The sequence below is a fragment of the Streptomyces sp. NPDC056452 genome (assembly GCF_042796085.1).
In the GTDB taxonomy this organism is placed as follows: domain Bacteria; phylum Actinomycetota; class Actinomycetes; order Streptomycetales; family Streptomycetaceae; genus Streptomyces.
The window spans coordinates 38,900-51,284 of record NZ_JBHTRI010000046.1 but is presented as its reverse complement, the minus strand read 5'-3'; the positions used below and the strand labels follow the sequence as shown (position 1 = coordinate 51,284).

Below are 12,385 nucleotides of genomic sequence, written 5' to 3'. Positions count from 1 at the left end.
CGGGCCGTACGGGGCCGCCGGGTTCACCCGCCGGCGAGTACCGGCCAAAGCTCGGGGTCCTCGAAATTGAGTGCCCACAGCACGGTGTTGGTGACGCCGTGTCGGCGCAGCACCGGCAGATGCGTGGCGACGCCGCGGGCGTCCTGGTACCAGACCTCACGGAGTTCGGTGCCGTCGTCGTAGGTGAAGTACGGCGTTCCTGAGACCTCGTCGAGCCGGTAGGGCGCGCCCTGTTCCTTGCGCAGCGCCTCGGCCTCCTTCCAGGTGACGTGCTTCGTCGCGGACGTGCTGTCGCTGTCCGCGGGCCAGTCCCAGCCGTAGGCGGGGAGCCCCATCTCGAGTTTGGCCGCCGGGACGAGGGCGGTGGCGCGCGTGAGGATGTCCTCGTACCAGCGTGTGTCGGCGAGCGGGCCGGGGTCGCCGCCCGACCAGTGGAGGTTGTAGCCCATGATCCGGATCCGGTCGGCGACGCGGCCGAGGGCCGCGTAGTCCCAGATGCGGCCGGTGGTCGCGGTCTTGGGGAACACGGTGATCACACACTGTTTGCCCAGGCCCTGGAGCCGCCGGCAGAGATCGGTCGCCAGCGCGGTGAACCCGTCGCGTACGGCGGCGTAGGTGGCGTCGCCCGTGGCGGCGATGGATTCGTAGTCGAGGTCGAGGCCGTCGTAGTCACGGGTGGCGACGGTGCGCATCAGCGCGTCGGCGTGCTCGGTGCGCCGGGCGGGGCTGGTGAGGATCGCCGCGAGCACGCCGGACTCCATCGTCTCCATGACCGTGGGGACGACCTTCGCTCCGGCGCCGTGCAGTCCGTCGATGATCCGTCGTTCGCCCGCACCGGGGTGTGCGTCGATCCGGCCGGCCGACACGGCCTCGTACCAGAACGGGCTGACCGTGTGCAGCTGGTCGGCGTGGAGCAGGGCGTCCTGGTACGCGCCTTCCTGGTCCCAGTAGGGCAGCCACGCCGAGACCGTGCGGGGAAGCGCTGCGGCGGGGCCGCCTGACAGCCCCTCGGCCGTGGCGGGTGGCGGATCGGGGACCGGGGCTGACGCCGTGGCAGAAGCGGTGGGCAGCAACGTCGCTGCGAGGAGTCCGGCGACCGCGACGGCGCGGGCCAGGTGTGTGGTGAGGACGGGGGTGATCATGAGGTCGAGCCTGAACCCCGTTTCACGGACCCGCTCCACGGATTGGGCCGTCCAGGTTCTACGGTGTTGCGATGACGTTCCAGCACACCAACTACAGCAGTGACAGTTCCTCCGACTTCCCCGGACGCAGCGGTCCGGCCGCCACGGCGGAGGCCGACCCGCGTGACGTGGGACCGGTCCGCACCTCGTACGCGCCGAACCGTGACGGCGATCCCGACCCGGGAGAGATCGTCTGGACATGGGTGCCGTTCGAGGAGAACGACGGGCGGGGCAAGGACCGGCCGGTCCTGGTCGTGGCCCGGGAGCAGGAGGGCACGCTGCTCGCCGTGCAGCTGTCCAGCAAGCAGCACGACAGGGACCACGAGTGGGTCGCCCTGGGCGCAGGACCGTGGGACAGCTCGGGGCGCCCGTCCTGGGTCGATCTGGACCGGGTGCTGAGGGTCGACGAGGACGGCATGCGCCGTGAGGCGTGTGCGCTGGACCGGGACAGGTTCGACCTGGTCGTGGTGCGGCTGCGGGAGCGCTACGGCTGGAGCTGACCGGCGAACACCCGGGTGAAGGCCGCCCGGACCGGGGATTCGGGACTGCGGTCCAGGATCCCGAAGACGATCTGCTCGAAGTGGCCCGCGAACCGTCCGCCGTCGGCGAGAAGGGCGCGGAAGGCGCCCGCCACCTCGGCCGGGTCGTTCTGGAAGACCCCGCACCCCCAGGCGCCGAGGACCAGCCGGCGGTAGCCGCGGACGGCGGCCACTTCGAGGACCCGTTCGGCGCGGCTCGCGAGCGCGGCCGGGATGCGGTGGGCCTCCGCGGGAGTCTGCCTGCGGATCACTCCGGCGTTGGGTGCGGGTGAGGTCAGGAAGCCCACGGTGTACGGGGTGTCGAGGAGCCTCCCCCGGTCGTCGCGGAAGACCGGCACACCCGGTGAGTGAATGACCCGGTCGGTGTAGAAGGCACTGCGTTCCGCGCGGTGGTGGGCGTAGTACTCGGGGGCGCGCAGCAGCGTGGCATGGAGCGCGGAGCCACGGCACAGGGCCTCCTCCTGGGCCTGCGCCCCGTTCAGGTAGCCGCCTCCCGGATTGCGGGCGGAGGCGTAGTTCAGGACGGCGACCCTGGCCGAGGATCCGGCGGTCATCCGGTGCGCCGCCTGCAGACTGCTCTCCCCGGTGACCTCGAAGGCCGGGGTGCGGTCGGTGTCCAGGACGGCGACCGGCACCGGCTCCGGGCCGTACAGCCTGGTGCCGGACAGCGCGGCCGTCAGGGCGCGCTCGATGCTCACCTCGCGCCCGTCGGGCGCGCGGTAGTGCCCGGCCGTGACAATGGCCTCGGTATCTCGCGCGATGCCGCGCAGTCGTGCGCTCATGGGCGCGCCCCCCTGTGGTGCATACGGGGCATGCTGGACGGACGGGCGGCATGGACGCAACCGGTTTTCCGTCCCACAGGGGCACCCTTGTGCGAACTCTCGGTAAGGGTTTGGGTGGTAGGGAAGCACCCCAAAAGGAGGCCAAGCATGCCCCCGGACACACCCGGCGATCACAGTTCCCCCGTTGACGCGGAGCTCCTCGGCGAGGACGAGGCGGAGGATCTGCTGCGCGGCATATGTTTCAAGACAGGACCGCCCCGGACGGTCGGCGTGGAACTCGAATGGCTCATTCACGACCGTGAACATCCCGAAGTCCCCGTCCCCCACGACCGGCTCGCCGCCGCCGCGGACGCCGTGCGCGGCACTCCGCTCGACGCGGCCCTGACCTTCGAACCGGGCGGTCAGCTGGAGCTCAGCTCGCAGCCCGCCGCCTCCCTCATGGCGTGCATCGACCGGACCGCCGCCGACATGAGGACCGTGCGCGAGACCCTCGGCCGGGCCGGCCTCGCACCGGTAGGACTCGGCGTGGATCCGTGGCATCCTCCCCGCCGCCTGTTGCAGGAGCCCCGGTACGCGGCCATGGAAACCGCCCTCGACCGGTCCGGGACCGCAGGGCGCGCCATGATGTGCACGTCCGCGTCCATCCAGGTCTGCCTGGACGCCGGCGAGGAGGAGCCGGGGCCACTGGGCTACGGGCGGCGCTGGCAGCTCGGGCACCTGCTGGGCGCGGTCCTCGTCGCGGCCTTCGCCAATTCGCCGTTCCGGGAGGGGCGGCGTTCGGGCTGGCGCTCGACACGGCAGTCGCTGTGGGCGGACCTCGATCCGGCGCGGACGCTGGCGCCGAGCAGCCGCCTCGCGCCCCGCGACGCCTGGGCGGCGCACGCCCTGGACACGCCGGTGATGTGTATCCGCAACGGCGAGGCCCCGTGGGCCGTACCGGACGGGCTGACGCTCAGGGACTGGATCCGGGGTGACGGACCACGGCCTCCGGTGCGTGCCGACCTCGATTACCACATCACGACGCTCTTCCCGCCGGTACGCCCGCGCGGGCACCTGGAACTGCGCATGATCGACGCCCAGTCCGGCACCGACGGCTGGCTGGTGCCGCTGGCCGTGACGACCGCCATGTTCGACGACCCGGAGGCAGCCGAAACCGTGTACCGCACCGTCAAGCCGCTGGCCGAGACAGCCGGCCCCCTGGCCGCACCCCGCAACCCCCTCTGGACAGCCGCCGCCCGTGACGGGCTGAGCGATCCGGAACTGGCCTCGGCGGCCGCCGCCTGCTTCGCGGCCGCACTGGAGGCGCTGCCCAGGATCGGGGCGAGCGACCACGTGCAGAACACCGTCGCGGCCTTCCACGACCGCTATGTGGCCCGGGGCCGATGTCCGGCCGACGACCTGCTCGCCCCGGCGGCAGCGCGATCCGGCAACGGATCCGCCCCGCGGCACGGAAGGGGCCCGGCCCGATGACCGACACACCCGCTTCTCCCACCGAACCCGGCCTCGACACCGAGGCCCTGCGCAAGCGCGCCCTGGCCGCACTCCTCACCGCCCGCGAGCGCACCGCACTGCTCACCGACAGCGTCGACGACCACGACCTCATTGCCCAGCATTCCCCGCTGATGTCGCCCCTGGTCTGGGATCTGGCACACATCGGGAATCAGGAGGAGCTGTGGCTGCTGCGCGCCGTGGGCGGCCGCGAGGCGATGCGCCCGGAGATCGACGGACTGTACGACGCCTTCGAGCACTCCCGCGCGAGCAGGCCCTCGCTGCCCCTGCTGGCGCCCGCGGAGGCCAGGACGTATGCCGCAGACGTACGCGGGCGGGCTCTGGACATCCTCGACGGTGCGCCGCTGCACGGCGGCGGCCGACGGCTCGAGCAGGCGGGCTTCGCCTTCGGCATGGTCGCCCAGCACGAACAGCAGCACGACGAGACGATGCTGATCACCCATCAGCTGCGCTCGGGGCCAGCGGTCCTCAGCGCGCCTGAGCCGCCGGAGCCCACCGACGCGGTGTCCCGGCCGGCCGAAGTCCTCGTCCCCGGGGGTCCCTTCACCATGGGTACCTCCACCGAGCCCTGGGCGCTGGACAACGAACGGCCCGCGCACCGGCGCGAGGTGGCGGCCTTCTTCATCGACACCGCCCCGGTCACCTGCGGCGCCTACCAGCGCTTCATCGACGACGGCGGGTACACGGACGCGCGCTGGTGGGACCCCCGGGGCTGGGCCATGGTCCGGGAACACGGGCTCACCGCACCCCTGTTCTGGCACCGCGACGCCGGGCAGTGGCTGCGTCGGCGCTTCGGGGTGACCGAGCCGGTGGAGCCGGACGAGCCGGTTCTCCACGTCAGTTGGTACGAGGCGGACGCGTACGCCCGCTGGGCGGGGCGCCGACTGCCGACGGAGCCCGAGTGGGAGAAGGCGGCCCGCCACGATCCCGCCTCCGGACGTTCGCTGCGCTACCCCTGGGGCGACGAGGACCCGACACCCGAACGGGCCAACCTGGGCCAGCGCCATCTGCGCCCCGCCGCCGCGGGTGCGTACGCGGCCGGCCGGTCCTCGTCGGGCGTGGGGCAGCTGATGGGCGATGTGTGGGAGTGGACGTCGAGCGACTTCCTGCCCTATCCGGGCTTCGCGCCGTTCCCCTACCGGGAGTACTCGGAGGTGTTCTTCGGCCCCGAGCACAAGGTGCTGCGCGGCGGTTCGTTCGCCGTGGACCAGGTGGCCTGCCGCGGTACGTTCCGCAACTGGGACCTTCCGGTGCGACGCCAGATCTTCTCCGGCTTCCGGACTGCGAGGGATATCTGATGTGCCGTCACATCGCTTGCCTGGGACCCCCGATGGCCCTGGGGGACATTCTCGTGTCCCCGGCGCACTCGCTCGTGCGCCAGTCGTGGGAGCCGCGCCGCCAGAAGCACGGCACGGTCAACGCCGACGGATTCGGGGTCGGCTGGTACGCGGACGGCGATCCCGCTCCGGGGCGCTACCGCCGCCGGGGGCCCATCTGGGGCGACGAGACATTCGCCGATCTGGCCCGCGTGGTGCGCAGCACGGCTGTTCTCGCCGCGGTCCGTGACGCGACGTTCGCGGGCGCGGACGGCGAGGCAGCCGCCGCACCGTTCGCCGCCGGCCGCCTGCTGTTCAGCCACAACGGGGCGGTCAAGGGCTGGCCGGACTCCGTGGCACCGCTGGCCGGCGCCCTGCCGCCCGCCGAATTGCTCGCGCTGGAGGCGCGGACCGACTCGGCGCTGATCTGGGCGCTGATCCTCCACCGGATAGCCGCGGGCGACGAGATACCGCAGGCGGTCGCCGACACCGTTGTCGACGTCGCCTCGGCCGCCCCCGGATCGCGCCTCAATCTGCTGCTCACCGACGGCTCCACGATCGTGGCGACCGCGTGGGGCGACTCGCTCTGGTATCTCGACGAACCGGGCCGCCGCATGGTGGTGGCCTCGGAGCCGTACGACGACGATCCGTACTGGCGCGAGGTCCCCGACCGCACTCTGCTGGCCGCGACCCGCACCGACGTTCTACTCACCCCGCTCAAGGAGCCCACTGAGTGAGTCCCTTTCTGCTGACCCGCACCCTGCCGCTGGACGCGACGGACGCGGCGCTGCGCGCCGATGTACTGAGCGGCCTGACCCGGCACCCGAAGACACTGCCGCCCAAATGGTTCTACGACGCGCACGGCAGTGACCTGTTCGAGGAGATCACCCGGCTGGCCGAGTACTACCCGACCCGTGCGGAACGGGAGATCCTGATCGCGCACGCCGCGGACATCGCGGCGGCGTCCGGTGCGCGGACCCTGATCGAGCTGGGGTCCGGTTCCTCGGAGAAGACCAGGCATCTGCTGGACGCCCTGCCCGAGCTGCACACCTACGTACCCGTCGACGTCAGCGAGAGTGCGCTGACGGGTGCGGCCGAAGCGCTGCTGGCCGAGCGTCCCGGACTCTCCGTGCACGCCCTCATCGCCGACTTCACGCACGTCCTGGATCTGCCCGACAGCCCCGGGCCGCGGCTTGTCGCCTTCCTGGGCGGCACGCTGGGCAATCTGCTGCCCGAGGAGCGCGCTGAGTTCCTGAAGTCCGTACGGGCACGCCTCGCGCCCGGCGACAGCCTGCTGCTCGGCACGGACCTGGTCAAGGACAAGGCGACGCTCGTCGCGGCGTACGACGACGCGGCCGGGGTGACGGCCGCGTTCAACAAGAACGTCCTGACTGTGGTGGACCGCGAGCTGGGAGCGGACTTCCAGCTCGACGACTTCGACCATGTGGCCGTGTGGGACCCGGAGCACGAGTGGATCGAGATGCGGCTCCGCTCCCGGCGTGCCCAGACCGTGAAGATCCCCGAGCTGGACCTGGTGGTGTCGTTCGAGGCGGGCGAGGAACTGCGTACGGAGATCTCTGCGAAGTTTCGCAAGGAGGGAGTACGGGACGAACTGGCCGCGGCGGGGCTGCGGCTGGCTCAGTGGTGGACCGATTCCGAGGGCCGGTTCGCGCTGTCCCTGGCGACGGCCGACTGAGCGACCCGCGCGAGTGAACGTCTGTCGGGCTCACTGCCGGCCGGGATCGGCGCGAGGACGCTGATCTCGGCCGTGAGCCCGGCGGCCGTCACCACCCTCCAGAGCGAGGCGGCGAGCGGGTCGTCCCCGACGAACGCCGCGGCCCCGGCGGTGCTCAGGTCCGTGGTCCGGTACCGGATGCGCACCGGCCGGACCGCGGCGCCCGCGTCGATCGCCGCCTGGAACGCGGCGGGCCGGAACCGGCCGCCGGCGCTGCGGCCGCACCAGGTGCTGCCCTGGGGGAAGACGGCGACCCGTGATCCGGAGCCCAGCGCCGCGGCCAGGGTCCGCACGGCGGCGGGCAGGGCCCGCAGCCGGTCCCGTTCGATGAACAGCGTGCCGCCGAGGGCGGCGAGCGGTCCGAGCAGCGGCCAGTGCCGGATCTCGCTCTTGGCGACCATCCGGGCCGGGAAGACGGCGGCGACGAGCGGGATGTCCAGCCAGGAGACGTGGTTGGCGACCACGAGCTCCCCCGCCGGTGCGTGTGCCTCCGTCACCGGCCGGCCGGTGACGCGTATGCGTACGCCGAAGGCCCGCACCACCAGGTACGCCCACCGTCGGACCAACCGGTCGCGGCCCGCCGGGCCAAGGAGCAGCACGCCCGGTACGCAGAGCACCCCGAGCAGCGTGAGCGTGCAACCGGCGACCAGCAGGGCCGCTGCGGACAGCGGGGCACGCCGCTCACCCAGGTGTCCCGCACAGTCGTGCGGGGTGCACGGGGCCACGGGCAGCCAGGCACTCATCGCAGGGGGGCGAGCGAGAGGAAGTGGCGCAGGTAGCGCGGGTCGGTCCGGCGCATCGAGAGCAGGACGTAGAGGTCGGCGACGTTGAAGTCCGGGTCGTGGGCGGGGGCTCCGCAGACCCAGGCTCCCAGGCGCAGGTAGCCGCGCAGCAGGGGCGGCAGCGCGGCCCGGCCTGCCGCGCCCCCCGCGGGGTGTCCTGAGGTGTCCCAGAGGCGGTGGGGGGTGACCCAGTACTTCTCGGGGGCCAGGTTGTGGGCGCGTACGGTGTCCCAGCTCCTGGCCGCCAGCGCGCCGCCGTCGGCGAGGGGTACGGAGCAGCAGCCGGCCAGCCAGGTGTGGCCGGTTCGCTCCATGTAGCGGGCCAGTCCGGCCCAGATCAGCGCGATGACCGCGCCGTCGCGGTGGGCCGGGTGGACACACGAACGGCCTACCTCGACCAGGTCGTCGCGTATGGGTCCGAGCCGGCTGAGGTCGAACTCGCTCTCGGCGTACAGCCCGCCGGCCCGCGCGGCCCCCTCGGGCGGAAGAAGCCGGTAGGTGGCGACGACGTCCCCGGTGGCCACCTCGCGCACCAGCAGGTGGTCGCAGTGGACGTCGAAGGCGTCGCTGTCCAGGCCGGGCTCGGGGCCGTCGAGCCGGGCGCCGAGCTCACCGGCGAAGACCTGGTGGCGCAGGCGCTGGGCGGCGCGTACGTCCTCCTCGCAGGTGGCGAGCGAAACCCGGTAACCCGCGGGGGCGGTGGGGGCTCCGCCCTGCGGAGGGACCGCCGGGGCAGCGGGTACGGGCGAGGTGAGAGGCAGGGGCAGCACGGTCATGGCAGTCTCCGGGGACGGATCAGCAGGGCGGCTGCCGGGCTTCCGCTGGAGTGCGACGGCCCGGCCCCTTACTTCTTCCGTGACCGGCTGGACTTGGCATGACCGCTACGGAGAGCGGGGATGTGCGACGGCTGAATCCCGGGGGCCGGATTCAGCCGTCGCTGCCTGCCCGCTGTCAGCCCGTGGTGAGCTTCGCGGTGATGCGTTCCGACGCCGCCTTCGCTTCCTCCGCCGGATCGCCGCCCTGCAGCACCGCGGTCATGTACGGCTTGATGGGGTTCTCGGCCTCGACGGCGGCCCAGTGGGGCGAATTGGGTGTGGCACGGCCCTGGGTGGCCCCCTCGGCCATCGCGGCCGTCCCCTCCTGCCCCTCGATGACTCGGGCGAGAGCGGGCTTGTTGGGCACGTAGCTCATCGTCCTGGCGAGGTCCGTCTGCCACTTCTCGCTCGCCAGGGCCGTGATGACGTCGATGCCCGCGGCGCGCTCGTCGGCCTTGTTCGGGACGATCAGGTCCGACCCGCCGGTGAAGACGGCGCCCGGGTTCTTCGCGGTCTTGCCCGGTATGGGGAAGTAGCCGAGCTTGCCCTTGAGATCAGGATTCGCCTGCTCGATGAGGGCGGCGCTTCCCGGCACGGAGATGATCTGGGCGACGTCACCCTTGGCGAACACGTCGGTCTGCGGGGGCGTCTGCTCGTCGGCGTCCTTGGGTCCGTCGCCGAGCGCCTGGAGATCCTTGTAGAAGTCCATCCCCCTCAGCGCGGCGGGCGAGCCCAGCGCACCCTGCCAGTCCCCGCCGTTCTCGTCGGCGAGTTCACCGCCCTCGTCCCAGATGAATCCGGCGAGGACATACCAGTTCTGGCCCGCGAGGTAGATGCCCTGTTGGCCGTCGCCGTCGAGCTTCTTGCTGGTCTCGATCCACTCCTCGCGCGTCTTGGGCGGCTTCGTGATTCCCGCCTGGGCGAAGAGGTCCTTGTTGTAGATGACGACACGGTTGGCCGCGTACCAGGGGATCCCGTACTGCTGACCGCTGATGCTGCCCGGTTCCGCCAGGCCGGGGAGCCAGTCCTCACTGCCCAGGTCACGCATCGACTCGAGGGTGAGGTCGCGCAGGCCACCGCTGTCCGCGTACTGCGCGACCTGGGTGTTGCCGACCTCGATGACGTCCGGCGCGTCATCGCTGTCGAGGGCTTCCAGGACCTTGGGGCCGATGCCGCCCCACTCCTGGATCACAAACTCCAGTTCGACAGAAGGGTTCTCCGCTTCGTACGACTCCGTGAAGCGGTCCAGAAAGCCCTGGGAAACGCTGTCCTGCATCAGCCAGACGGTCACCGTGCGGCTGTCGGGACCCCCGCCGGGCAGGTAGCCGCAGCCACCCAGCGCGACGGAGGAAACGAGCGCAACGGCTCCGGCCAGTTTGCGGAATTTCACGAGGGTCACCTTCTGCGGAACGGCACGACGAAACAGGACCCGGGTGGGGGGACTGCGGGCGGCGCTCGCACGGGTTGTGGCCTGGAGTTTGGTATGGACCAATCGGCAGGTCAAGGGCCCTGCATCCGGGAGTGCGACAGCCGCGATCCCTCGCGCGTCGACGCGGAGTGAGGCACCGTGGAACCAGGAAAGGAGACAATAGATGTCTAATCACACCTATCGGGTCACCGAGATCGTAGGAACCTCCGAGGAGGGCATCGATGCGGCGATCCGTAACGGCGTCGCAAGAGCTTCCGAAACGTTGCACAATCTCGACTGGTTCGAGATGACACAGGTGCGCGGGCACATCGAGAACGGCCGGATCGCGCACTACCAGGTGGGCCTCAAGGTCGGTTTCCGTCTCGACGGGAAGGCCTGATCACGTACGGCCCTCGCGCTCCTGCGCGTCCTTGAGCGACGACGACGGCACGGCCCAACGGGCACGTACCACCGCGAAACCCGCCAGTTCGGCCGCATCGCAGACCAGTTCGTCGTCGTCGACGAGGACCCGCACCTCACGCTCCCGGCCCAGCCGCTTCAGGATCTCCAGCTTGGTGCGGCGGGCCGGCCGCCTGTCGTCGTTGCGCCGCATGTGCACGCGGCCCCGCGGCAGCCCCTGCTGCTCCAGCCACGCCAGGGTGTCCCGTCGGCACCGCTCCGGACGGCCGGTGAGGTACACGACCTCGCACTCCTCGGCGCTCGACAGGGCGAGGCTCACGCCCTCCTCCAGCGGAGGGTCGTCGACCGCCGCGGCGAAGAACGCTCCCCAGTCGCGCCGGGCCCCCTCGAGGAAGTGCTGTCGATGGCCGCTGTCCGCGAGCGTCCCGTCCAGGTCGAACACGGCCAGCGGCCGGGCGTTGTCGTTCACCCGCTCACCCTAGAAGACATGGCGAAAGGACAGGCGCATGACGGGCAATGACCTCAGCGGACGCCGGGTGCTCGTGATCGTGACCAACTACGGCGTCGAGCAGGACGAACTCGTGCTGCCCGTGCGGCATCTGCGCGAACGCGGAGCCGCCGTGGACATCGCCGCCGAGTCCTCGGACGTCATCCGGACACTCGTCGGCGACACGGATCCCGGGGAGAACGTGCGGCCGTCCCTGACGCTGACCGGTGCCGATCCGGCCGACTACGACCTTCTGCTGGTCCCCGGCGGAACACTCAACGCCGACTCGCTGCGGCTGCAGGAGCCCGCCTTGGACCTCGTCCGCTCGTTCACGTCGTCCGGCCGTCCGGTGGCGGCCATCTGCCATGGGCCATGGGTGCTGGTCGAGGCGGGATCCGTCGAGAACAAGACCCTCACCTCGTACGCCTCGCTGCGGACGGACATCCGCAACGCCGGCGGCAACTGGGTCGACGAGCCGGTCGTCAGCGACGACACCGGCGGCTGGCTCCTCATCACCTCGCGCACACCGGACGACCTTCCGGACTTCCTCCACGAGATCGACAGAGAACTCGCAGCAGTGGGTTCCTGAGCCTTCCGGTCCCGCCACGGGGCAGTGGCGCGGTGCGGATCCGCGCCCCTGCCGTCAGCGGCCGAGAGACTTGCGCAGCTGCTCCTTGTTCATCGACGAGCGGCCGTCGACGTTGCGCCGCTTGGCCTCCTCGTACAGCTGGTCCTTCGTCGGGCCCTTCGCCCCGCTGTGGGAACGCTGTCCGCCGCGCTCGGACGCCGACTTCGGGTCCCGGAGGGAAGCGGGACTCGCGGTCTTCGACTCGCCCGAGCGCGCACGCTCCTTGTTGACCGTGCGGGCGGCGATCTCCTTCGCACGCTCGGTGGACGTGCCGCGCTTCTTCGCGCTGTCCTTGATGTGCTCGTACTGGCGCTCACGCTTGGAACTGGAACCTGCGGGCATGACACCCTCCTCACTCCCGGACCGGGTTCTTGGTCCGCCTGCCCACCACCCCACCGTGCGACACCTCCCACCGCCCGGCCGGAGAGCCGAACGGGGCACCCTTCGACGGGGTCCCCCACGGCCGAACCGCGTCGGTCGCGACGCCCGGCCTTCGAGATGCAGACTCCGCGGTCCGCTGATTCGCTGATCCTGTCCGCTCCCCACAGATCCAGGAGTGATCATGAGCGTTGCAGGTGAATCCGGCGGCCGTGCCAAGCAGCTGCGTGCCAAGGCGCAGGAACTGAAGGAAGCCGCAGAGCGCGCCTCCGACCCCGAGCAGCGCCAGCGGCTCCAGGACAAGGCCCGCCGCCTGCAGGAGCAGAGCGAGCAGGAGAGCAGCATGCGGGACCGCGACATGGACCCGATGGTGTAGAGCCTCGGCCCACGCTGCCGGTGGCCCTC

Annotated in this window: 15 protein-coding genes; 8 read left to right on the top strand and 7 right to left on the bottom strand. The window is 71.3% G+C overall.

All coding sequences use genetic code 11. The features are described 5' to 3' along the window. Positions 1–23: 23 nt before the first annotated feature. On the bottom strand, positions 24–1,142 hold the full coding sequence (locus ACFQ6X_RS32600) for a glycosyl hydrolase family 18 protein (RefSeq protein WP_383186885.1): 1,119 nt from the start codon (positions 1,140–1,142) through the stop codon (positions 24–26). Positions 1,143–1,213: 71 nt separating this feature from the next. On the opposite strand from ACFQ6X_RS32600, the gene ACFQ6X_RS32595 reads away from it, so the two are divergent. Beyond that, complete coding sequence (locus ACFQ6X_RS32595) at positions 1,214–1,681, top strand: type II toxin-antitoxin system PemK/MazF family toxin (protein ID WP_329204995.1); 468 nt, start codon at positions 1,214–1,216, stop codon at positions 1,679–1,681. Here ACFQ6X_RS32595 and ACFQ6X_RS32590 read toward each other — a convergent pair. Further along, a complete protein-coding gene (locus tag ACFQ6X_RS32590; protein ID WP_383186882.1) occupies positions 1,666–2,502 on the bottom strand; it encodes a TIGR02452 family protein in 837 nt (278 codons plus the stop codon). The genes ACFQ6X_RS32595 and ACFQ6X_RS32590 overlap by 16 nt on opposite strands. A gap of 147 nt (positions 2,503–2,649) precedes the next feature. Here ACFQ6X_RS32590 and egtA point away from each other — a divergent pair, with 147 nt between their 5' ends. From egtA to egtD, 4 genes are read left to right on the top strand one after another with little or no spacing between them, the layout of a single operon-like run. Then, a complete protein-coding gene (gene egtA, locus ACFQ6X_RS32585) occupies positions 2,650–3,972 on the top strand; it encodes an ergothioneine biosynthesis glutamate--cysteine ligase EgtA (RefSeq protein ID WP_383186879.1) in 1,323 nt (440 codons plus the stop codon). Continuing rightward, the gene (egtB, locus tag ACFQ6X_RS32580) at positions 3,969–5,309 is read left to right on the top strand and encodes an ergothioneine biosynthesis protein EgtB (protein ID WP_383186876.1); all 1,341 of its coding nucleotides are present in this window, start codon (positions 3,969–3,971) and stop codon (positions 5,307–5,309) included. Before egtA ends, egtB begins: the two co-directional genes overlap by 4 nt. Continuing rightward, positions 5,309–6,064: an ergothioneine biosynthesis protein EgtC gene (gene egtC / locus ACFQ6X_RS32575; RefSeq protein WP_383186874.1), complete on the top strand. Its 756-nt coding sequence runs from the start codon at positions 5,309–5,311 to the stop codon at positions 6,062–6,064. Before egtB ends, egtC begins: the two co-directional genes overlap by 1 nt. After that, positions 6,061–7,023 (top strand): L-histidine N(alpha)-methyltransferase, encoded by a 963-nt coding sequence (gene egtD / locus ACFQ6X_RS32570; RefSeq protein ID WP_383186871.1) that lies wholly within the window; start codon positions 6,061–6,063, stop codon positions 7,021–7,023. The genes egtC and egtD overlap by 4 nt, the downstream gene beginning before the upstream one ends. Here egtD and ACFQ6X_RS32565 read toward each other — a convergent pair. The 3 genes from ACFQ6X_RS32565 to ACFQ6X_RS32555 all read right to left on the bottom strand — a co-directional run bounded on the left by ACFQ6X_RS32565 (position 6,966) and on the right by ACFQ6X_RS32555 (position 10,049). Beyond that, positions 6,966–7,805 (bottom strand): lysophospholipid acyltransferase family protein, encoded by an 840-nt coding sequence (locus ACFQ6X_RS32565; RefSeq protein ID WP_383186869.1) that lies wholly within the window; start codon positions 7,803–7,805, stop codon positions 6,966–6,968. The two genes, egtD and ACFQ6X_RS32565, sit on opposite strands and share 58 nt — an antisense overlap. Further along, on the bottom strand, positions 7,802–8,620 hold the full coding sequence (locus tag ACFQ6X_RS32560; RefSeq protein ID WP_383186866.1) for a GNAT family N-acetyltransferase: 819 nt from the start codon (positions 8,618–8,620) through the stop codon (positions 7,802–7,804). Before ACFQ6X_RS32560 ends, ACFQ6X_RS32565 begins: the two co-directional genes overlap by 4 nt. A 175-nt stretch (positions 8,621–8,795) precedes the next feature. Continuing rightward, positions 8,796–10,049: an extracellular solute-binding protein gene (locus ACFQ6X_RS32555; protein ID WP_383186863.1), complete on the bottom strand. Its 1,254-nt coding sequence runs from the start codon at positions 10,047–10,049 to the stop codon at positions 8,796–8,798. A gap of 202 nt (positions 10,050–10,251) precedes the next feature. On the opposite strand from ACFQ6X_RS32555, the gene ACFQ6X_RS32550 reads away from it, so the two are divergent. Then, the gene (locus tag ACFQ6X_RS32550; RefSeq protein ID WP_329205008.1) at positions 10,252–10,467 is read left to right on the top strand and encodes a dodecin; all 216 of its coding nucleotides are present in this window, start codon (positions 10,252–10,254) and stop codon (positions 10,465–10,467) included. Here ACFQ6X_RS32550 and ACFQ6X_RS32545 read toward each other — a convergent pair whose 3' ends face one another. Further along, positions 10,468–10,956 (bottom strand): hypothetical protein, encoded by a 489-nt coding sequence (locus ACFQ6X_RS32545; protein ID WP_383186860.1) that lies wholly within the window; start codon positions 10,954–10,956, stop codon positions 10,468–10,470. Positions 10,957–10,993: 37 nt separating this feature from the next. Here ACFQ6X_RS32545 and ACFQ6X_RS32540 point away from each other — a divergent pair, with 37 nt between their 5' ends. Next, positions 10,994–11,563 (top strand): type 1 glutamine amidotransferase domain-containing protein, encoded by a 570-nt coding sequence (locus tag ACFQ6X_RS32540; protein WP_383186858.1) that lies wholly within the window; start codon positions 10,994–10,996, stop codon positions 11,561–11,563. A gap of 54 nt (positions 11,564–11,617) precedes the next feature. Here the strand turns inward: ACFQ6X_RS32540 and ACFQ6X_RS32535 are convergent, their stop codons facing one another. Next, positions 11,618–11,944: a plasmid stabilization protein gene (locus tag ACFQ6X_RS32535; RefSeq protein ID WP_383186856.1), complete on the bottom strand. Its 327-nt coding sequence runs from the start codon at positions 11,942–11,944 to the stop codon at positions 11,618–11,620. Positions 11,945–12,164: 220 nt separating this feature from the next. Here ACFQ6X_RS32535 and ACFQ6X_RS32530 point away from each other — a divergent pair, with 220 nt between their 5' ends. Then, positions 12,165–12,356 (top strand): DUF6381 family protein, encoded by a 192-nt coding sequence (locus ACFQ6X_RS32530; protein WP_383186854.1) that lies wholly within the window; start codon positions 12,165–12,167, stop codon positions 12,354–12,356. Positions 12,357–12,385 lie beyond the last annotated feature (29 nt).